The 18642-nt window shown below is 70.3% G+C and carries 19 protein-coding genes; 15 read left to right on the top strand and 4 right to left on the bottom strand.

What is annotated here, in order from left to right; genetic code table 11:
• Positions 1 to 412: 412 nt before the first annotated feature.
• On the top strand, positions 413 to 1243 hold the full coding sequence (locus OHU34_RS11230; protein ID WP_142266552.1) for a hypothetical protein: 831 nt from the start codon (positions 413 to 415) through the stop codon (positions 1241 to 1243).
• Here the strand turns inward: OHU34_RS11230 and OHU34_RS11225 are convergent.
• Together OHU34_RS11225 and OHU34_RS11220 are read right to left on the bottom strand one after the other, a co-directional pair.
• A complete protein-coding gene (locus tag OHU34_RS11225; protein ID WP_142266553.1) occupies positions 1167 to 2495 on the bottom strand; it encodes a D-arabinono-1,4-lactone oxidase in 1329 nt (442 codons plus the stop codon). The genes OHU34_RS11230 and OHU34_RS11225 overlap by 77 nt on opposite strands.
• Positions 2455 to 3693, bottom strand: a complete 1239-nt coding sequence (locus tag OHU34_RS11220) for an MFS transporter (protein ID WP_142266554.1) — start codon at positions 3691 to 3693, stop codon at positions 2455 to 2457. The genes OHU34_RS11225 and OHU34_RS11220 overlap by 41 nt, the downstream gene beginning before the upstream one ends.
• 233 nt (positions 3694 to 3926) lie before the next feature.
• On the opposite strand from OHU34_RS11220, the gene OHU34_RS11215 reads away from it, so the two are divergent.
• A complete protein-coding gene (locus OHU34_RS11215) occupies positions 3927 to 5054 on the top strand; it encodes a ferrochelatase (RefSeq protein WP_142266555.1) in 1128 nt (375 codons plus the stop codon).
• Positions 5055 to 5062: 8 nt separating this feature from the next.
• Positions 5063 to 5878, top strand: coding sequence for an inositol monophosphatase family protein (locus tag OHU34_RS11210; protein WP_142266556.1), 816 nt, complete (start codon positions 5063 to 5065; stop codon positions 5876 to 5878).
• A 75-nt stretch (positions 5879 to 5953) separates the two neighbouring features.
• Here OHU34_RS11210 and OHU34_RS11205 read toward each other — a convergent pair whose 3' ends face one another.
• Entirely contained in the window at positions 5954 to 6127 is a 174-nt protein-coding gene (locus OHU34_RS11205) for a hypothetical protein (RefSeq protein WP_020125131.1), read from the bottom strand.
• A 416-nt stretch (positions 6128 to 6543) separates the two neighbouring features.
• Here OHU34_RS11205 and OHU34_RS11200 point away from each other — a divergent pair, with 416 nt between their 5' ends.
• The 4 genes from OHU34_RS11200 to OHU34_RS11185 all read left to right on the top strand — a co-directional run bounded on the left by OHU34_RS11200 (position 6544) and on the right by OHU34_RS11185 (position 10147).
• Positions 6544 to 7197, top strand: a complete 654-nt coding sequence (locus tag OHU34_RS11200) for a response regulator transcription factor (RefSeq protein ID WP_020125132.1) — start codon at positions 6544 to 6546, stop codon at positions 7195 to 7197.
• 6 nt (positions 7198 to 7203) lie between these two features.
• Positions 7204 to 8448: a HAMP domain-containing sensor histidine kinase gene (locus OHU34_RS11195; protein WP_142266557.1), complete on the top strand. Its 1245-nt coding sequence runs from the start codon at positions 7204 to 7206 to the stop codon at positions 8446 to 8448.
• A gap of 396 nt (positions 8449 to 8844) precedes the next feature.
• Positions 8845 to 9141 carry a DUF4193 domain-containing protein gene (locus tag OHU34_RS11190; RefSeq protein WP_003993510.1) on the top strand — a complete coding sequence of 99 codons (297 nt, stop codon included), beginning with the start codon at positions 8845 to 8847 and terminating at the stop codon, positions 9139 to 9141.
• A gap of 13 nt (positions 9142 to 9154) precedes the next feature.
• Positions 9155 to 10147 (top strand): hypothetical protein, encoded by a 993-nt coding sequence (locus tag OHU34_RS11185; protein WP_142266558.1) that lies wholly within the window; start codon positions 9155 to 9157, stop codon positions 10145 to 10147.
• Positions 10148 to 10156: 9 nt separating this feature from the next.
• Here OHU34_RS11185 and OHU34_RS11180 read toward each other — a convergent pair whose 3' ends face one another.
• Entirely contained in the window at positions 10157 to 10621 is a 465-nt protein-coding gene (locus OHU34_RS11180) for a DUF3093 domain-containing protein (RefSeq protein ID WP_142266559.1), read from the bottom strand.
• Between the two features lie 58 nt (positions 10622 to 10679).
• On the opposite strand from OHU34_RS11180, the gene OHU34_RS11175 reads away from it, so the two are divergent.
• The 8 genes from OHU34_RS11175 to OHU34_RS11140 all read left to right on the top strand — a co-directional run bounded on the left by OHU34_RS11175 (position 10680) and on the right by OHU34_RS11140 (position 18634).
• Positions 10680 to 11264 (top strand): PaaI family thioesterase, encoded by a 585-nt coding sequence (locus tag OHU34_RS11175; protein WP_142266560.1) that lies wholly within the window; start codon positions 10680 to 10682, stop codon positions 11262 to 11264.
• Positions 11261 to 11812: a dUTP diphosphatase gene (gene dut, locus OHU34_RS11170; protein ID WP_054243626.1), complete on the top strand. Its 552-nt coding sequence runs from the start codon at positions 11261 to 11263 to the stop codon at positions 11810 to 11812. The genes OHU34_RS11175 and dut overlap by 4 nt, the downstream gene beginning before the upstream one ends.
• A gap of 1 nt (position 11813) precedes the next feature.
• Entirely contained in the window at positions 11814 to 12578 is a 765-nt protein-coding gene (locus OHU34_RS11165; protein ID WP_054243625.1) for a DUF3710 domain-containing protein, read from the top strand.
• 208 nt (positions 12579 to 12786) lie between these two features.
• Positions 12787 to 13965, top strand: coding sequence for an alginate lyase family protein (locus OHU34_RS11160; RefSeq protein ID WP_372481693.1), 1179 nt, complete (start codon positions 12787 to 12789; stop codon positions 13963 to 13965).
• A gap of 185 nt (positions 13966 to 14150) precedes the next feature.
• On the top strand, positions 14151 to 16709 hold the full coding sequence (locus OHU34_RS11155; protein WP_142266561.1) for an ATP-binding protein: 2559 nt from the start codon (positions 14151 to 14153) through the stop codon (positions 16707 to 16709).
• A complete protein-coding gene (locus OHU34_RS11150; RefSeq protein WP_057605715.1) occupies positions 16703 to 17419 on the top strand; it encodes a response regulator in 717 nt (238 codons plus the stop codon). Before OHU34_RS11155 ends, OHU34_RS11150 begins: the two co-directional genes overlap by 7 nt.
• Positions 17420 to 17476: 57 nt before the next feature.
• The gene (locus tag OHU34_RS11145) at positions 17477 to 17875 is read left to right on the top strand and encodes an OB-fold nucleic acid binding domain-containing protein (protein WP_078615454.1); all 399 of its coding nucleotides are present in this window, start codon (positions 17477 to 17479) and stop codon (positions 17873 to 17875) included.
• A 3-nt stretch (positions 17876 to 17878) separates the two neighbouring features.
• The gene (locus tag OHU34_RS11140; protein WP_142266562.1) at positions 17879 to 18634 is read left to right on the top strand and encodes a DUF3159 domain-containing protein; all 756 of its coding nucleotides are present in this window, start codon (positions 17879 to 17881) and stop codon (positions 18632 to 18634) included.
• The last annotated feature ends 8 nt before the right edge of the window (positions 18635 to 18642 follow it).

The raw sequence follows: 18642 nt of genomic DNA, 5'->3' as shown, positions 1-18642 counted from the left end.
TGTGGCCTGCCCGGGTGCAGCCTGCCACAACCTTGCCGAGTTGCCCGGCGTGTCGGGCACAGGCCCTGCGCCGCCGTTATGGCACGGTTACCTATTCGCCACGCTAAGTGACCAACACCGTCACCCTGTGCAACTAGCCCCCCTCAAGCGGTCCAGCGAGGCCCCGGACATCCTGGAGGGAGACCGGGCCCAGGGCTCGCAACAGTACTCCATTTGGGCCACGTGCGTGGATTGGCGCGCCATCCAACTTCGGTGGAGAGGCGGGACTTGACCGTCCGTCGCGGGCGTTTATCGATCTTGGACGTGGCGTAGTTCACGCAATCTCCCGAAAAGGAACTATCGGTTTCGTCCGTACGTCCCCTTCTCGTGCAGTTGATTGATCAAGTGCGGGAAAGGAAGGCAAGCTCCCGGTATGCGTGAAAGGCCCGAAGTCGTTGGTGAGCCGACCGCCGGGGAGGAGGTGAAAGGGAAACGGATCGACCTGAACGTGCCTCAGGTCGCCGGCAGCGCCGTGGCCGCGGTGGTGGCCGCGAAACTCGCCTCGTACTTCGGGGTCTACGGCACGATCCTCGGCGCGGGTCTGGTCAGTGTCGTCGCCACCTGTGGCGGATCGCTCTTCCAGCACTTCTTCAGGCGTACCGGCGAGCAGTTCCGCGACACGCAGGTTCGCGACCCGCAGGTGGCTGCGAAACCGAGGGTTCGCACACCGCCCGCGCCGGGTGAGTTCACCGAGGGCACCGTCCACCGCTCCCGGAACGGACGCCGCAGGCGGCCGGTGGTGGCGGCCGCGCTCGTCTTCGGGGTCGCGATGGCCGGGATCACGACGTACGAGCTGGTGTCGGGCGACAGCTTCAGCGGCGACCGGGGCACGACCGTCACCGAGGCGGTCTCGGGCGGCGGTTCCTCGTCCGGTTCCTCGTCCGGTTCCTCCGACGAGGACTCGGGCACCACCTCGCCGTCGCCTTCCGCGTCCTCCTCGCCCTCCTCCCCCTCGACCGGGGAGTCGCCTTCCTCGGACGGGACCTCCGCCCCGGACAGCGACAGCGGGGAGGACTCGGGCGACGACGCCGGAGGCGGTACGACGGCCGGGACGGCGCCGACTCCCACGACCCCGGAGGACGGCACGGGGGCCGACGACTCGGCGACCCCCGCACCCACGGAGCCCGCTACGGCCCCAGAACCCTCCGCAAGTAGTCGTTCTGGAACAGGCGATCAGGATCCAGCCGATCCCGCAGCGCCGTGAACTCGCCGAAGCGCGGATAGACACCGGCGAAGTACTCCGCGTCCCGCGTGTGCACCTTGCCCCAGTGCGGCCGTCCCTCGTGGGCGGTGAAGATACGTTCGGCGGCGGTGAAGTACCCCTGGTAGGGCGTGCCCTTGACCATGTGGACGGCGATGTAGGCGCTGTCGCGGCCGGAGGCGGTGGACAGGGCGATGTCGTCGGCCGGTGCGGTGCGCACCTCGACGGGGAAGCTGACCCGCAGGCCCGAGCGGTCGAGCATCGCCTTCAGCTCGCGCAGTGTCTCGGTCACCGCCTCGCGCGGGACGGCGTACTCCATCTCCAGGAAGCGCACCCGGCGCGGAGACGTGAAGACTTTGTAGGGGATGTCCGTGTAGGTGCGTGCGGACAGGGCCTTGCTGGACACCTGCGCGATCGTCGGGATCGTGGCGGGCACCGCCTGGCCCACCCACTGGGCCACCTGGAACACGCCGTTGGAGAGGAACTCGTCCTCGATCCAGCTCGAGACCTGGCTCACCGGCTTGCGGGGGCCCGCGCTGCGGTTGTTGCGCTTGGTGTTGGTGCTGCCGGTGTGCGGGAACCAGTAGAACTCGAAGTGCTCGTTCTCGGCCCACAGTTCGTCGAAGTCGGCGAGGACCTTGTCGAAGGGCATCGGTTCCTCCCGCGCGGTGAGCAGGAAGATCGGTTCCACGGCGAAGGTGATCGCGGTGACGATGCCGAGGGCGCCCAGGCCGATCCGGGCGGCGGCGAAGAGCGCGCGCTCCTCCTCGGTCCCCTTCTCCGAGCAGGTGAGGACCGAGCCGTCCGCCGTGACGAGTTCCAGGCCCTTGATCTGGGCGGCGATCGAGGCGGACTCACGGCCGGTGCCGTGTGTGCCGGTGCTCGTGGCCCCGGACACCGTCTGTTCCATGATGTCGCCCATGTTGGTGAGCGACAGGCCTTCGCGCGCGAGCGCCAGGTTGAGTCTCTTGAGCGGGGTGCCGGCCTCGACCGTGACGGTCATGTTGTCGCGATCAATGTTGCGGATGCCGGTCAAGAGTTGCGGGCGGATCAACACACCGTCGGTCGCCGCGATGGACGTGAAGGAGTGGCCGGTGCCGACCGCCTTCACCGTCAGCCCGTCCTCGGCGGCCCGGCGCACGGCCACGGCCAGTTCGTCGACGGAGGCGGGCGTGACCTCCCGCACGGGGCGTGCGGCGACATTGCCGCCCCAGTTACGCCACGTGCCGTTCTTCCCGCTCGCTGTCCTGCTCAACGGTGCCTCCCCGACCCGGCGCCGGCCTGCTCAGCCGGCGGTACCCCAGGAAACCGACCGCGACCGCGACGGCTCCGGACACGGCCGGAACCCCGTACCCGGCCCGTGCGCCCGCCGCGTCGATGACCCAGCCGGCGATGGAGGAGCCGAGCGCGACGCCGACCGCGAGCCCGGTGCTGATCCAGGTCATGCCCTCGGTCAGTTGTGCGCGTGGTACGTGCTCTTCGATGAGGGACATCGTGGTGATCATCGTGGGAGCGATGGCCAGACCCGCAAAGAACAGCGCCACGGCCAGAAACGGCAAGTTTCCGACCAGTAGGAGGGGGATCATACTCACGCCCATCATGAACACGCCCAGCAGCCAGCGTCGTTCCGGTGCCCCCTTGAGGTGCAACAGGCCGAAGACGAGCCCGGCCACGCAGGAACCGGCCGCGTAGAGCGCCAGGACGACACTCGCGGCGCCCTTGTGGCCCTGCTCGTCGGCGAAGGCGACGGTGACCACGTCGACCGCCCCGAAGATCGTTCCGGTCGCCACGAAGGTGGCCACCAGAACCTGGAGTCCGGGCGAGCGCAGGGCCGAACCGCCACCGCGCTGCTCGCGCGGATGCGGCGCGGGTTCGGTGGCCCGCTGGGCGGTCAGCCAGAAGACGCCGACGGCGAGGAAGCAGGCCGCCAGCAGAGGCCCCGCCTCCGGGAACCAGGCCGTGGACAGACCGATGGAGATGATCGGCCCGAAGATGAAGCAGACCTCGTCCACCACGGACTCGAAGGAGTACGCGGTGTGCAGTTGCGGCGTACCCCGGTACAGGGCCGCCCAGCGGGCCCGGATCATCGCGCCGAGGCTGGGCACGGAACCGATCCCTGCGGCGCACACGAACAGCACCCAGTCCGGCCATTCGAAGTGCGCGGCCAGCAGCAGCCCGGTCGCGGCGGCGAGCGCGACCAGCGTCGCGGGGCGCAGCACCCGGCGCTGACCGTGCACATCCACCAGCCGCGAGATCTGCGGCCCGAAGGCGGCGGCCGCCAGCGCGATGGTCGCCGACAGCGCGCCCGCCAGCCCGTAGCGCCCCGTGAGCTGGGAGACCATCGTGACCACGCCGATGCCCATCATCGACAGCGGCATCCTGCCGACGAACCCCGCGGCGGAGAAACGCTTGGAGCCGGGGGCGGCGAACAGAGCGCGGTAGGGGCTGGGCACGGGGTCTCCGGTGGGTCCGGGCACGCGCGCGTGAGGGCTCGGCGCGGCGTGAGGGAAGGCGGTTCGGCGGGGACTCGGTAAGGCATGCGGTGAGCCCGGCGAAACCGGTAAGGCGTGAATGCAGCTCATACAGCTTACGAAGTTAGGCAACCCTAACGCATCAGGGTACGGGCGACGCCCGGCCGGCACCCCGCCGTTTTCCGCCTGTCGGAGGGGGGTGGCAGGATCGACTCATGCGAGACGCGCTCGATGCCACCCCCTACGACGCCCTGCTCCTGCTCTCCTTCGGCGGCCCGGAAGGCCCGGACGACGTGGTTCCGTTCCTGGAGAACGTGACGCGCGGGCGCGGCATCCCCAAGGAACGCCTCAAGGAAGTGGGCCGGCACTACTTCCTGTTCGGCGGGGTCAGCCCCATCAACGACCAGAACCGCGCCCTGCTGGACGCCCTGCGCAAGGACTTCGCCGACCACGGCCTGGACCTGCCGATCTACTGGGGCAACCGCAACTGGGCGCCGTACCTCACGGACACCCTGCGCGAGATGGTCACCGACGGCCGTCGCCGCATCCTCGTCCTCGCCACCAGCGCCTACGCCTCGTACTCCGGCTGCCGCCAGTACCGCGAGAACCTCGCCGACGCGCTGGCCGCGCTGGAGGCCGAGGGGCTCGAGCTGCCGAAGGTCGACAAACTGCGGCACTACTTCAACCACCCCGGCTTCCTGGAGCCGATGATCGAGGGTGTGCTGCGGTCGCTGGCCGATCTCCCCGAGGACGTCAGGGACGGCGCGCACCTCGCCTTCTCGACCCACTCCATCCCGAACGCCTCCGCGGACACCTCAGGCCCGGTAGAGGACCACGGTGACGGCGGCGCGTACGTGAAGCAGCACCTGGACACCGCGCGGCTCATCGCCGACGCCGTCCGCGAGCGCACCGGCGTGGACCACCCCTGGCAGCTCGTCTACCAGTCCCGCTCCGGCGCGCCGCACATCCCCTGGCTGGAGCCCGACATCTGCGACCACCTGGAGGAGCGGCACGCGGCCGCCGTCCCGGCCGTCGTGATGGCCCCCATCGGCTTCGTCTCCGACCACATGGAGGTCCTCTACGACCTCGACACGGAGGCCACGGCCAAGGCCGCGGAGCTGGGCCTGCCGGTGCGCCGCTCGGCCACCGTCGGCGCCGACCCGCGCTTCGCCGCCGCGATCCGAGAGCTCGTCCTGGAGCGCGCCGCGGCGGAGAGCGGCATCGAGGTCACCCCGTGCGCCCTGGGGGCGCTCGGCGCGAGCCACAACCTGTGCCCGGTCGGCTGCTGCCCCGCCCGCGCCCCCAAGCCCGCCGCCGCGGGCGTCGACAGCCCCTACGCGTGAGGAGCGGCGTGACCGACCCCTTGCACACCGAACTGCTCGAGCTCGCCGAGGAGGCCGCCCGCCGGGCCGGCGAGCTGCTGCGGGACGGCCGCCCGGCCGACCTCGCGGTCGCCGCCACCAAGTCGAGCCCGATCGACGTGGTCACCGAGATGGACATCGCGGCCGAGAAACTGATCACGGGCCTCATCTCCGAACACCGGCCCGACGACGGCTTCCTCGGTGAGGAGGGCGCCTCCAGCGAGGGCAGCAGCGGCATCCGCTGGGTGATCGACCCCCTCGACGGCACGGTCAACTACCTCTACGGACTGCCCACCTGGGCCGTCTCCATCGCCGCCGAGCAGGACGGCGAGACCGTCGTCGGGGTCGTCGAGATCCCGATGCGCGGCGAGACGTACCACGCGGTGCGCGGCGGCGGGGCGTGGGGGAGCGGCGCCCGGGAGGGCGAGCGCGCCCTGTCCTGCCGTGCCGCGGCGCCCCTCGAGCAGGCCCTGGTCTCCACCGGCTTCAACTACGTCACCGAGGTCCGCGCCCACCAGGCCGACGTGGCGCAGCGGCTGATCCCGCTGCTGCGGGACATCCGGCGCAGTGGCTCGGCCGCGGTCGACCTGTGCGACGTGGCCGCGGGCCGCCTCGACGGCTACTACGAACGCGGGCTGCACCCCTGGGACCTCGCCGCGGGCGACCTGATCGCCCGGGAAGCGGGCGCGCTGACCGGTGGGCGGCCCGGAGAGCGCCCCGCACGCGACCTGACGGTCGCTGCCACCCCCGGCGTCTTCGAGCCCCTCCAGCGACTCCTGGAGGAGTTCGGCGCCTGGCACGACTGAGCCGCTCCCGCGCGCACGCGCGAAGGGGCCCCGGCGCTGGATTCGCCGGGGCCCCTCCGTGTACCTGCGAACTGCTCAGACGCTCGTCGCGCCGACCTCGACACCGTGCTCGGCGGCGAGGCGGCGCAGGTCGTCGAGCTCGGCCTGTTCCACCTCGGCGAGGAAGTCGTCGCCCTCGTCGCGAGCCCGCGTCAGGTCGGACTCGGTCGTCCTTATGCGGTGCAGAAGTCCTGCGGTGAATGCGTCCATGCTGCGCCCCCTCGTCCTGGGTCGTGGGTCGGTGGCACGGGGGTGTGCCGGTTGGGAAGGGGCGATCACGTCTGCCATAGGTGCCCAGCGCTGCCCTGCCGGGCGGCGACGGTGCCGGACACCCACGCCCGCTCTGCGGCAAACGGACCGCGGAGTACCGCATGGTGCTGCGGCACATGCAGAGCGTGATCGCGGGGTGTAAAGCCGTCCTCCCCCCGCCCTCTTCCGTGGAAACCTCAACCTCACGAGAAAATCTCGCATTCCCGGGCTTCACACCCGGCCTTCATCTTCCGCGCACCCGCCTTACCGCCGACTTATGGCCGAAAAGGGCAGGATGGAAGCCCACACTCACCGAATCCCCTGCCCGCGTGCGCTCACTGGGCGCTACGCGGGTGGACACAGGAAGGACAAGCGACGTGCGCGTACTCGTCGTCGAGGACGAGCAACTGCTCGCCGATGCGGTGGCCACCGGACTGCGCCGGGAGGCCATGGCCGTCGACGTCGTGTACGACGGTGCGGCCGCCCTGGAGCGCATCGGCGTCAACGACTACGACGTGGTCGTTCTCGACCGGGACCTTCCCCTCGTCCACGGCGACGACGTCTGCCGCAAGATCGTCGAACTCGGCATGCCCACGCGCGTGCTGATGCTCACGGCCTCCGGTGACGTCAGCGACCGCGTCGAGGGTCTGGAGATCGGCGCCGACGACTATCTCCCCAAGCCCTTCGCCTTCAGCGAGCTGATCGCACGCGTGCGTGCCCTCGGCCGGCGCACCAGCCTGCCGCTGCCGCCCGTCCTGGAGCGGGCCGGCATCAAGCTCGACCCCAACCGCCGGGAGGTCTTCCGCGACGGCAAGGAGGTCCAGCTCGCGCCCAAGGAGTTCGCCGTCCTGGAGGTGCTGATGCGCAGCGAGGGCGCGGTGGTCTCCGCGGAGCAGCTCCTCGAGAAGGCCTGGGACGAGAACACCGACCCGTTCACCAACGTCGTACGCGTGACCGTCATGACGCTCCGCCGCAAGCTGGGCGAACCTCCGGTGATCGTCACCGTCCCCGGTTCCGGCTACCGGATCTGATCCGCCGTGGCATCGACACCCGCGCCTCCCCAGGCGCCCCCGAAGCCCACCTGGGCCCCCAGGAGTCCGCAGTCCCCCTTCCCTTGGCTGCGCCCGACCATCCGCATACGGCTCACGCTGCTCTACGGCGGCATGTTCCTGATCGCCGGCATCCTGTTGCTGTCGATCATCTATCTGCTGGCCGCGCAGGCCCTGCACACCGGCAACCAGCCGTTGTTCAAGATCATCGACGTCGGGGACCTGAAAGTCTCCAGCACCGACTGTCCCGGGCTCGCGAGCGGTCAGACACTGAGCGAGTTCAACGACGCGATCAGCCAGTGCATGAACCACCAGCGCCAGGCGGCTCTGGACAACCTTCTCAGCCGCTCCCTGCTGGCCCTCCTCGGCCTCGCGGTGATCGCCTTCGCCTTCGGTTACGCCATGGCCGGCCGGGTGCTGTCCCCGCTCGGCCGGATCACCCGCACCGCACGCGCGGTGGCGGGCTCGGACCTGTCCCGCCGTATCGAGCTGGACGGGCCGGACGACGAGCTGAAGGAGCTGGCCGACACCTTCGACGACATGCTGGAGCGCCTCCAGCGGGCCTTCACGGCCCAGCAGCGCTTCGTGGGCAACGCCTCGCACGAGCTGAGGACTCCGCTGGCGATCAACCGCACGCTGCTCGAAGTGCACCTCTCCGATCCGGACGCGCCGGTGGAGCTGCAGCAGCTCGGCAAGACGCTGCTGGCCACCAACGAGCGCAGCGAGCAACTCGTCGAGGGCCTGCTGCTGCTCGCCCGCAGCGACAACCAGATCGTCGAGCGCAAGCCGGTGGACCTCGCGGAGGTCGCCGGGCAGGCCATCGATCAGGTGCACGGGGAGGCGGCGGCCAAGGGTGTGGTGATCCGCGGGGAGCAGAAACCCGCCGTCGTCCAGGGCAACGGTGTCCTGTTGGAGCGGATCGCGCTGAATCTCGTGCAGAACGCCGTACGGTACAACGTGTCCGAGGGCGGCTGGGTCGAGGTGACCACCGAGGTCCAGCACGGGCAGGCGGTCCTCGTCGTGTCGAACACCGGGCCGGTCGTGCCCGCATATGAGATCGACAATCTGTTCGAGCCCTTCCGTCGCCTGCGCACGGAGCGGACCGGCAGTGACAAGGGGGTCGGGTTGGGCCTGTCCATCGTGCGGTCCGTCGCCCGGGCGCACGGCGGCCATATCGCGGCCCAGCCGCGCGAGGGGGGTGGGCTCGTGATGCGGGTCACCTTCCCCGTCTGAGATCATGTCGCCGACACACGCGGGGATGTTCGCTTTGCGCGGAATTTTCTGGATCCCGACCTGGCTATCCCGTGTGTGATCGATCACAAGGGCGAATTTCTGGCCATCTACTCTCCGTGATCATGAATGCCGTCGTAAAGCCCGGAAAATCCGGGTTTTCGGGGGTCCTGATCACGGGAAGTACACGGTGAGACGCCTTTGAAGTGCGGCATTCGGACCGTGTACGGTCCCGATCGCCATCCAAGCCGATCACTCGTGAGGAGTTCGGTTGGGTGTCGATTGAGTAACAGACCTTGATGTGAGGCAAAATCTCCGCCTCGAGGCGGGCACAAGTCCGGCCTCTCACGCGTTACGTGCGCTGGAGACACCGCAGACACCCAGAGGGGGAGAGGCGAAATGGCTACCGATTACGACACCCCACGCAAGACCGATGACGACGTCGACTCAGACAGTCTCGAAGAGCTGAAGGCCAGGCGGAACGACAAGTCCGCTTCGGCGGTCGACGTCGACGAATTCGAGGCCGCGGAGGGGCTCGAGCTGCCCGGCGCGGACCTCTCGAACGAGGAACTGGCCGTCCGGGTGCTGCCGAAGCAGCAGGACGAGTTCACTTGCATGAGCTGCTTCCTGGTGCACCACCGCAGCCAGCTGGCCCGGGAGAAGAACGGCCAGCCGATCTGCCGCGACTGCGACTGAGGCGGGGTCGGCCGTGACTGGCTCGACCCCACCTCGGAAGCGCCGCTTCCCCCTGCGGGGAACGGACAAGGGGCCTTCCCAAGGCCCTCACGGCGTGCGTGACGACGAGCGAGGCTCATCCGGTACGGGAGCGGTCCCGGCGGGATCGGCCTCGCTCGAACCCGCGGCCGACCGGACTGACCTCCCGGTGCCGACGCGGAACGCCGCCCCCGTCGCCAAGCGACGGGCGGCGGTCATCCGGGACAAGGCGAAGGACCTGGCCCTGGAAGGCGTCCGCAAGGGCGGCAACCGCGCCAGGGCGGGGCTGGGGCACCTCGCCGACCGGATCATCGACCTTGCCCCTAGGGTCCCCGTACGGGACCTCCAGACGCTGCGCAGGCAGTTCCCCGGCCTCGGGCCCGAGCAGCTCGCGGACAAGCTCGTGTCGGGCGCGGCGAACGCCACGTCCACCGTCGGCGCGGGCATCGGGGCGGCGGCGATGCTTCCCGTGCCGCCCGCCATGCCGACAGAAATCGCCGCGGAGATCACCGGGGTCGCGGCCATCGAGCTGAAACTGATCGCCGAACTCCACGAGGTCTACGGAGTGCGGCCGGCGGGCAATCTCAAGGACCGCAGTACCGCGTACCTGAGCTCGTGGTCGGGCGAACGCGGCGTCGATGTCATGAAGCCGTCCTCGATCAACTCGGCGCTCGGCGGTCAGATGAAGCGCGAGCTGCGCCAGCAGATCATGAAGCGCATGGTCCGTGACCTGCCGAACCTGATGCCCTTCATGGTGGGCGCCGCCGTCGGCGCGGTCATGAACCGGCGGGACACCAGGAGGGTGGCCGCGAAGGTCCGGGCCGACCTGCGGAAGATGCAGGTGCCGTGGGACGCGCTGCCGGAACTGCCGCCGCTGGAGAGGCCGGCGGATCCCCTGGTCATGGGTGAGATCTCTCAGCACCCCTTGAACCCCCTGGGTCCCGACGACCCCCACGACGCCGGGAACCCCAGAGAAAACGGGCGCTGAGGACTCCGGTTACGCCGTCGCCTCCCGCGCCGCCTTCAGTGCCTCTGCCAGGCGCTCCGGCTCTCGCGTCGACAGGTAGAGGTAGGGCGTCGGGTCGTCCGGGTCGGTGACCTCAACCCGCAGGGCCGTGGGGATGTAGGAGCGCAGCAGCAGGAAGGCCCGGGTGTCGGCCTTGTACGTGCGCCAGGCGCGCGCCCCGTCCGCGTCCAGGATCTCCGCCTCGCCCAGGGCCGCGACCGGGATCTTCGCCTCGCCCGCGATCAGCGAGTCGCCCACGACGCGGATGCGGAGGGAACCGTAGGAGCTGGCCACGACCGCGGCGGCCGCGGTGCCGCCGACCAGACCGCCGAGCAACGGCAGGGTGCCGAAGGGCAGCAGGATCAGGGCCATGGAGACACCCACGAGGAACGAGACGAACCACCACGATCGTGGGGCGGTGAGGCGTTCTTCGTACGGGGTGGTCGAGAGCTGCATGGAGCCAAGCTTGGCACGGTGTCCTGATATGGCGGACGCGCGGGTAAGGTCTGCGGCTGTGAGTGGTACTTCCGCAGCTCTTGAGCCTCCGGCCGATGCCGTGAAACCCGTTCGGCACCCCGACGCTCCCGTGCCCGGTGAGCTTCTCGGTGCCCACTACGAACACTGTTTCGGATGTGGCGGCGAGCAGACCCACGGGCTGCATCTGGAGGCGCGGGCCGGCGAGGGCGTGACCGTCACCGCCGAGTTCACCGTGCAGCCCGCGCACCAGGGTGCGCCCGGCCTCGCGCACGGCGGAATCCTGGCCACCGCCCTCGACGAGACGCTCGGCTCGCTGAACTGGCTGCTGCGGACGATCGCCGTGACCGGACGGCTGGAGACCGACTTCGTGCGCCCCGTGCCCGTCGGTACCACGCTGTACCTGGAGGCCGAGGTCACGGCGGTGGCCCGGCGCAAGATCTACTCGAGCGCCACCGGGCGGATCGGCGGCCCCGACGGGCCGCTCGCCGTCCGCGCCGACGCGCTCTTCATCGAGGTCGCGGTCGAGCACTTCGTGAGCCACGGCCGTCAGGCGGAGATCCAGGCCGCCATGAGCGACCCGGACCAGATCCGGCGCACCCGCGCCTTCGAGGTGAACCCGTGAGCCGCGACCCCCTGAACGTCCTGATCCGGCGCGTCGACCCTGACGTACCGCTTCCGACGTACGAGCACCCGGGTGACGCCGGGGCCGATCTGCGCACCACGCGCAGCCACGAACTCGCGCCGGGGGAGCGGGCCGTACTGCCCACGGGGGTGTCCATCGCCCTGCCCGAGGGGTACGCGGCCTTCGTGCACCCGCGCTCGGGGCTGGCCGCCCGGTGCGGAGTAGCCCTCGTGAATGCCCCGGGGACGGTTGATGCCGGGTACCGTGGGGAGATCAAGGTGATCGTGGTGAATCTCGACCCGCGCGAGTCCGTGCGGTTCGAGCGCTTCGACCGGATTGCCCAACTGGTCGTCCAGCAGGTCGAGAGGGTCCGCTTCCAGGAGGTGGCGGAGCTTCCCGAATCGGCGCGGGCCGCAGGGGGCTTCGGGTCCACCGGCGGGCATGCCGCCGTGGGCGGTGAAAGCGGTACAAGCGCCTCGGCCGCCGAGGGCGGCGCGACGGGTGGGAATCGATACGCTTCGGTCGTATCCGACCGGGAAGGACAGTGACGTGTTCGGACGTCGCAAGAAGAAGGGTGCCGCCGAGGACGCGGCCGGCGAGGCCGAGCAGGTCGTCGACAATGTCGACGCTGAGGCGGACGACGTAGAAGGCGAGCGCGAGCGTGTGCGGCTCGAGCCCGAGCCGCGGCCCGACGGGCCCTGGGACGACTCGGAGGTGCGCGACCCGGCCGAGGGCCGTGTGGACCTCGGCGGGATCTTCGTGCCCGGGGTCGACGGCATGGAGTTGCGGGTCGAGGTCGCCGGTGACGCGATCGTCGCGGCGACCGTCGTGCTGCGCGACAGCGCCATCCAGCTCCAGGCCTTCGCCGCTCCCAAGCGCGAGGGCATCTGGGGCGAGGTGCGCGAGGAGATCGGCTCCGGCATCACTCAGCAGGGTGGCATCGTCGACGAGGTCGAAGGCCCGCTGGGCTGGGAGCTGCGGGCCCAGGTGCCGGTGCAGCTGCCGGACGGCACGGGTGGCTTCCACGTCGTGCGGTTCGTCGGTGTGGACGGTCCCCGCTGGTTCCTGCGCGGGGTGATCTCGGGCCAGGGCGCGGTGCAGCCGCAGGCGGCCGGTCTGCTCGAGCAGATCTTCCGGGACACCGTCGTGGTCCGCGGTGAGGGCCCGATGGCGCCCCGCGACCCGATCGTCCTCAAGCTGCCGAACGACGCGCAGATGGTCCCCGAGGGCGTTCAGCAGCAGGACGAGGGCTCCCGCTTCTCCGGCGGCATGGGTCAGCTCCAGCGCGGACCGGAGATCACCGAGGTCCGCTAGTCCGCGCCGGCGGACCGTAACGGCTGAAAGGGCCGCACCCCGCACGGGGTGCGGCCCTTTGCCGTGTTCGCGTCTCTTGCTCGCGTCTCGCGTTCCTCCCGTGTGTGAACCCTTGACGGTGCATTGGTCTGGACCTACGGTCTCCGCTCAACGCCTGAGTTCATAAGGGCGCTCTGTGTTCACATACACGAACAAGAACGGAGCTGCTGTGCGTCGAACCGCATTCCTTGTGACCGTCACCGCCCTGGTCCTGGGCGCTCTCGCGTCACCGAACGTCCCCCCGGCTCAAGCCGCCCCCACCACCTTCGCCCACCCCGGGGTCACCGTCTCCCGGGCGCAACTGGACTTCGTCCGGGGCAAGGTCGACTCCGCGGCCCAGCCCTGGAAGGGCGCCTTCGATCAGCTATTGGCCAGTAAGTACGCCAGTCTGAGCCGCACCCCCAAGCCCCGCGCCGTGGTCGAGTGCGGGTCCTACTCCAACCCGAACTACGGCTGCACGGACGAGCGGGAGGACGCCCTCGCGGCGTACACCGACGCCCTCGCCTGGTACGTCACGCGGGACGAGCGGTACGCGAAGAAGGCCATCGAGCTGATGGACGCCTGGTCGGCCGTCGTCAAGGACCACACGAACAGCAACGCGCCCCTCCAGACCGGCTGGGCCGGCTCGTCCTGGCCGAGGGCCGCCGAGATCATCAAGTACACGTACACCGGCAGCTGGGCCGACTCCGGCCGCTTCGCGACCATGCTGCGGGACGTCTACCTGCCCGAGGTCATCAACGGCTCCAACTCCAACGGGAACTGGGAGCTGTCCATGACGGAGGCCGCGATCGGCATCTCCGTCTTCCTCGAGGACAGAACCTCGTACGACAAGGCCATGGCGAAATTCCGCACCCGCACGGCGGCCTACGTCTACCTGGCCTCCGACGGAGAGCTGCCGAAGACCGTGCCGAGCCAGAACCTGAACACCCGGGACAAGATCGTCGCCTACTGGCAGGGACAGGGCACCTTCGTCACCGGCCTGACCCAGGAGACCTGCCGCGACCTCACCCACACCGGGTACGGCATCTCCGCGATCTCACACGTCGCCGAGACCGGCCGGATCCAGGGGCAGGACCTGTACGGCACCGACGTCGGCGAGCGGCTGCGGCAGGCCCTCGGCTTCCAGGCCAAGTACGAGCTCGGCGCGGCCGTCCCGAGCTGGCTGTGCGGCGGCTCGCTGAACCAGGCGCTCGGCCCGGTCACCGAGGTCGGTTACAACGCGCTGCACAACCGTCTGGGCATCGCGATGACCAACACCGGGACGCTCACCCTGCGGAACCGCCCGGCCGGCAGCAACAACCTCTTCGTCGCCTGGGAGACGCTCACCCACGGGGACAATCCCGCGTGACCCGGTGTGCGTGAACCGATTCGGGGGGCTCGTCCGATGAAGGGGTGAGGGGCGCCGGTGGTCGTCCGGCCGCGTCAGGGTTGCGTCAAAGGCGCCCCTCACCCTTCAGCTCGTCCCTTATGTCGGAACTGTTGGCCGTAAGGTCGACGCTGCGTACGCAGGAGTCACAGGAAGACAATGAGGCCATGGCACGCGGAAAGCTTCGGATCTACCTCGGTGCGGCACCGGGCGTGGGCAAGACGTACGCGATGCTCTCCGAGGCGCACCGCCGGGTGGAGCGCGGCACGGACTGCGTGGTGGCGTTCGTCGAGCACCACGGGCGCCAGCGCACCGAGGTGATGCTGCACGGCCTCGAGCAGGTGCCGCGCCGGGAACTGGAGTACCGGGGCGGCGTCTTCACCGAGATGGACGTGGACGAGGTCCTCGCCCGCGCCCCGCGGGTCGCCCTGGTGGACGAACTCGCGCACACCAACGTCCCGGGCTCGCGCAACGCCAAGCGCTGGCAGGACGTGCAGGAACTGCTCGCCGCCGGCGTCGACGTGGTCTCGACCGTGAACATCCAGCACCTGGAGTCCCTCGGCGACGTCGTGGAGTCGATCACGGGGGTGCGGCAGCAGGAGACGGTGCCCGACGAGTTCGTCCGGCGCGCCGACCAGATCGAGCTGGTGGACATGTCACCGCAGGCCCTGCGGCGGCGGATGGCGCACGGGAACATCTACAAGCCGGACAAGGTCGACGCCGCCCTGTCCAACTACTTCCGGCCCGGAAACCTCACCGCCCTGCGGGAGCTGGCCCTGCTGTGGGTGGCCGACCGGGTCGACGAGTACCTGAAGCAGTACCGCAGCGAGCACCGGGTGTCGGCGATCTGGGGTTCGCGCGAGCGGATCGTGGTCGGGCTGACCGGCGGTCCGGAGGGACGCACCCTGATCCGGCGGGCGGCGCGGCTGGCGGAGAAGGGCGCCGGCGGCGAGGTGCTGGCCGTGTACATCGCGCGCAGCGACGGGCTGACCTCCGCCTCGCCCAAGGAGCTGGCGGTCCAGCGCACCCTCGTGGAGGACCTGGGCGGCACCTTCCACCACGTGGTCGGCGACGACATCCCGGCCGCGCTGCTCGACTTCGCCCGCGGGGTCAACGCCACGCAGATCGTGCTCGGCTCCTCGCGGCGCAAGGCCTGGCAGTACGTCTTCGGGCCCGGGGTCGGGGCGACGGTCGCCCGGGAGTCGGGGTCCGACCTCGACGTGCACATCGTCACCCACGACGAGGTCGCCAAGGGGCGTGGACTGCCGGTGGCCCGGGGAGCCCGGCTAGGGCGGGCCCGGATCATCTGGGGCTGGCTGGTCGGTGTGGTGGGCCCGGCGCTGCTGGCGCTGCTGCTGAACACCGTCCACCTCGGCCTCGCCAACGACATGCTGCTGTTCCTGGCCGTGACGGTGGCGGCGGCGCTGCTCGGCGGGCTGCTGCCGGCGCTGGCCTCGGCGGCGGTGGGCTCGCTGCTGCTGAACTACTTCTACACACCGCCCCTGCACCGATGGACGGTCGCCGACCCGAAGAACATCGTCGCCATCGTGATCTTCGTCGGAGTGGGGGTGTCGGTGGCCTCGGTGGTGGACCTGGCGGCCCGGCGTACGCACCAGGCGGCCCGGCTGCGGGCCGAGTCGGAGATCCTGTCCTACCTGGCGGGCAACGTACTGCGGGGCGAGACCAGCCTGGAGGCACTGCTGGAGCGGGTGCGCGAGACCTTCGGGATGGAGTCGGCGGCCCTGCTGGAGCGGGCGGACGACAGGGCGCCGTGGACCCGCGCGGGCCACGTCGGGTTCGGACGACCGGTCGAGCGGCCCGAGGACGCGGACGTGGAGGTCCCGGTCGGCGACCACCTGGCGTTGGCGCTCACCGGCCGGCTGCTGCCCGCGGAGGACCGGCGGGTGCTGGCCGCGTTCGCCGCGCAGGCGGTCGTCGTACTGGACCGGCGGCGCCTCCAGGAGGAGGCCGACCAGGCCCGCGCGCTGGCCGAGGGCAACCGCATCCGCACGGCCCTGCTGGCCGCCGTGAGCCACGACCTGCGGACCCCGCTGGCCGGGATCAAGGCGGCCGTGTCGAGCCTCAGATCCGACGACGTGGCCTGGTCCGAGGAGGACCGGGCGGAGCTGCTGGAGGGCATCGAGGAGGGTGCGGACCGCCTCGACCACCTGGTGGGCAACCTGCTGGACATGTCCCGCCTCCAGACCGGTACGGTCACGCCGATCATCCGGGAGATCGACCTGGACGAGGTGGTGCCGATGGCGCTCGGCGGGGTGCCCGATCCGGCGGCGAGCGTGGAACTGGACATCCCGGAGTCGCTGCCCATGGTCGCCGTGGACGCCGGGCTGCTGGAGCGGTCGGTCGCCAACCTCGTGGAGAACGCGGTCAAGTACAGTCCGGGCGGCGAGCCCGTGCTGGTCTCGGCGAGCGCGATGTCCGACCGCGTCGAGGTACGGGTCGTGGACCGCGGGCCGGGCGTTCCCGACGAGGCCAAGGAGCGGATATTCGCCCCCTTCCAGCGCTACGGTGACGCTCCGCGCGGGGCCGGGGTGGGGCTGGGTCTCGCGGTCGCGCGTGGCTTCGCCGAGGCCATGGGCGGCACCCTCAACGCCGAGGACACCCCCGGCGGCGGCCTCACCATGGTCCTCACCGTCCGCGCGGCGGGGCCGCGCCTCGAGCCGCAGGCCGCGCAACCCGCACAACCCGAAAGGCGTGCCTCATGCTGAGCCCGGCCGAGGGGACGCCCCAGGCCCCCACGAGAGTGCTCGTGATCGACGACGAGCCGCAGATCGTCCGCGCCCTCGTGATCAACCTCAAGGCCCGCAGGTACGAGGTCGACGCGGCCCACGACGGCGCCACCGCCCTGCGGCTCGCCGCCGCCCGCCACCCGGACGTGATCGTCCTCGACCTGGGGCTGCCGGACATGGACGGCGTCGAGGTGATCAAGGGACTGCGCGGCTGGACCAGGGTGCCGATCCTGGTCCTGTCCGCCCGGCACTCCTCGGACGAGAAGGTCGAGGCGCTGGACGCGGGCGCCGACGACTACGTCACCAAGCCGTTCGGCATGGACGAGCTGCTGGCCCGGCTGCGAGCCGCGGTCCGCCGGGCGGAACCCGCCGGAGGCGGCGAGGACGAGGTCCTGGTGGAGACCGACGGGTTCACCGTCGACCTGGCCGCGAAGAAGGTCAACCGGGCCGGGAAGGACGTACGGCTGACCCCCACGGAGTGGCATCTGCTGGAGGTGCTGGTGCGCAACACCGGCCGGCTGGTCAGCCAGAAGCAGCTGCTCCAGGAGGTGTGGGGGCCGTCGTACGGAACGGAGACCAACTACCTGCGGGTGTACATGGCGCAGCTGAGACGCAAGCTCGAGGCGGATCCCTCGCATCCCCGGCACTTCGTCACCGAACCCGGGATGGGATACCGGTTCGAGCGCTAGTGCGACGGGTGGGGCGGCGGCTACGGCTCGGTGGGTGTGCCCCGGTACCCTTCAGACATGAGTGCTGTCCCTCGTTCCGAAAAGCCGGTGGGCCGGTTCCGGCGCATGCTCGACCGGCTCTCCTCGTCGCAGGAGGACCTGGAGTCCGAGGAGCTGCGAGAGGACGCCGAGACGGCCGGATGCACGCGGATCGGAGACTGTCAGGACCGCCAGATCGTCACGGTTACTGGTACCTTGCGCACGGTCACTCTGCGGCCACGCGCCGGAGTCCCGGCCCTGGAGGCCGAGCTGTTCGACGGCACCGCGGCGCTGGACGTGGTGTGGCTGGGCAGGCGCTCCATAGTGGGCATAGAGCCGGGACGCAGACTCATCGCATCGGGGCGGGTCTCCATGAGCCGGGGCCGCCGGGTGCTGTTCAACCCCAAGTACGAACTGAGACCCCTGGGTAGGGAGTAGCCGGTGACGTCGCTCGACAAGCCGACCGAAGACACGACCGCGGACGACACGACCGCGGCCGAGGCCCGGGCGGTGACCGAGGCCGCGCTGTTCGAGGCGTTCGGCGGGGTGCGGGGCATGGTCGAGACGGTCGTGCCCGGCCTGCTCTTCGTCACGATCTTCACGATCAACAAGGATCTGCACATGTCCGCGATCGCCGCGCTCGCGGTGTCGCTGATCCTGGTCGTGGTCCGCCTGGCGATGAAGGACACGGTCAAGCACGCCTTCAGCGGGGTCTTCGGCGTCGCCTTCGGCGTCGTCTTCGCGATGATGACCGGCAACGCCAAGGACTTCTATCTGCCGGGCATGCTCTACACGCTCGGCCTCGCCCTCGCCTACATCGTCACCACGCTGTGCGGGGTGCCGCTGATCGGCCTGATCCTGGGCCCGGTCTTCAAGGAGAACCTCTCCTGGCGGACCCGTAACCCGGGCCGCAAGAAGGCGTACGCGAAGGCCAGCTGGGCGTGGGGGCTGATCCTGCTCGCCAAGTGCGCGATCCTGTTCCCGCTGTACTGGTGGGCCAACACCGCGCAGCTGGGCTGGGTGCTGATCGCACTGAAGATCCCGCCGTTCCTGCTCGCCGTCTGGCTGACGTGGGTCTTCCTCGCGAAGGCGCCCGCGCCGATCGATGTGTTCGCGGAGATGGAGGCGGAGGAGAAGGCCGCGGCCGCTGCCGCGGAGGCGTCGGAGGCTGGTGGGCGGCACCGTCGGGAGGGTTAGCTCCCGGT

This window comes from Streptomyces sp. NBC_00080, from assembly GCF_045041255.1.
GTDB lineage: Bacteria > Actinomycetota > Actinomycetes > Streptomycetales > Streptomycetaceae > Streptomyces > Streptomyces coriariae.
The sequence above is the reverse complement of the archived record's forward strand: the minus strand, read 5'-3'. Positions and strand labels throughout refer to the sequence as shown.

What these genes read in the sequence shown, in the direction of transcription:
- OHU34_RS11230 (WP_142266552.1), top strand. Translation starts at nt 413, where the DNA reads ATGCGTGAAAGGCCCGAAGTCGTTGGTGAGCCGACCGCCGGGGAGGAG.
- OHU34_RS11215 (WP_142266555.1), top strand. Translation starts at nt 3,927, where the DNA reads ATGCGAGACGCGCTCGATGCCACCCCCTACGACGCCCTGCTCCTGCTC.
- OHU34_RS11205 (WP_020125131.1), bottom strand. Translation starts at nt 6,127, where the DNA reads ATGGACGCATTCACCGCAGGACTTCTGCACCGCATAAGGACGACCGAG.
- OHU34_RS11190 (WP_003993510.1), top strand. Translation starts at nt 8,845, where the DNA reads ATGGCTACCGATTACGACACCCCACGCAAGACCGATGACGACGTCGAC.
- OHU34_RS11180 (WP_142266559.1), bottom strand. Translation starts at nt 10,621, where the DNA reads ATGCAGCTCTCGACCACCCCGTACGAAGAACGCCTCACCGCCCCACGA.
- OHU34_RS11155 (WP_142266561.1), top strand. Translation starts at nt 14,151, where the DNA reads ATGGCACGCGGAAAGCTTCGGATCTACCTCGGTGCGGCACCGGGCGTG.
- OHU34_RS11150 (WP_057605715.1), top strand. Translation starts at nt 16,703, where the DNA reads ATGCTGAGCCCGGCCGAGGGGACGCCCCAGGCCCCCACGAGAGTGCTC.
- OHU34_RS11145 (WP_078615454.1), top strand. Translation starts at nt 17,477, where the DNA reads ATGAGTGCTGTCCCTCGTTCCGAAAAGCCGGTGGGCCGGTTCCGGCGC.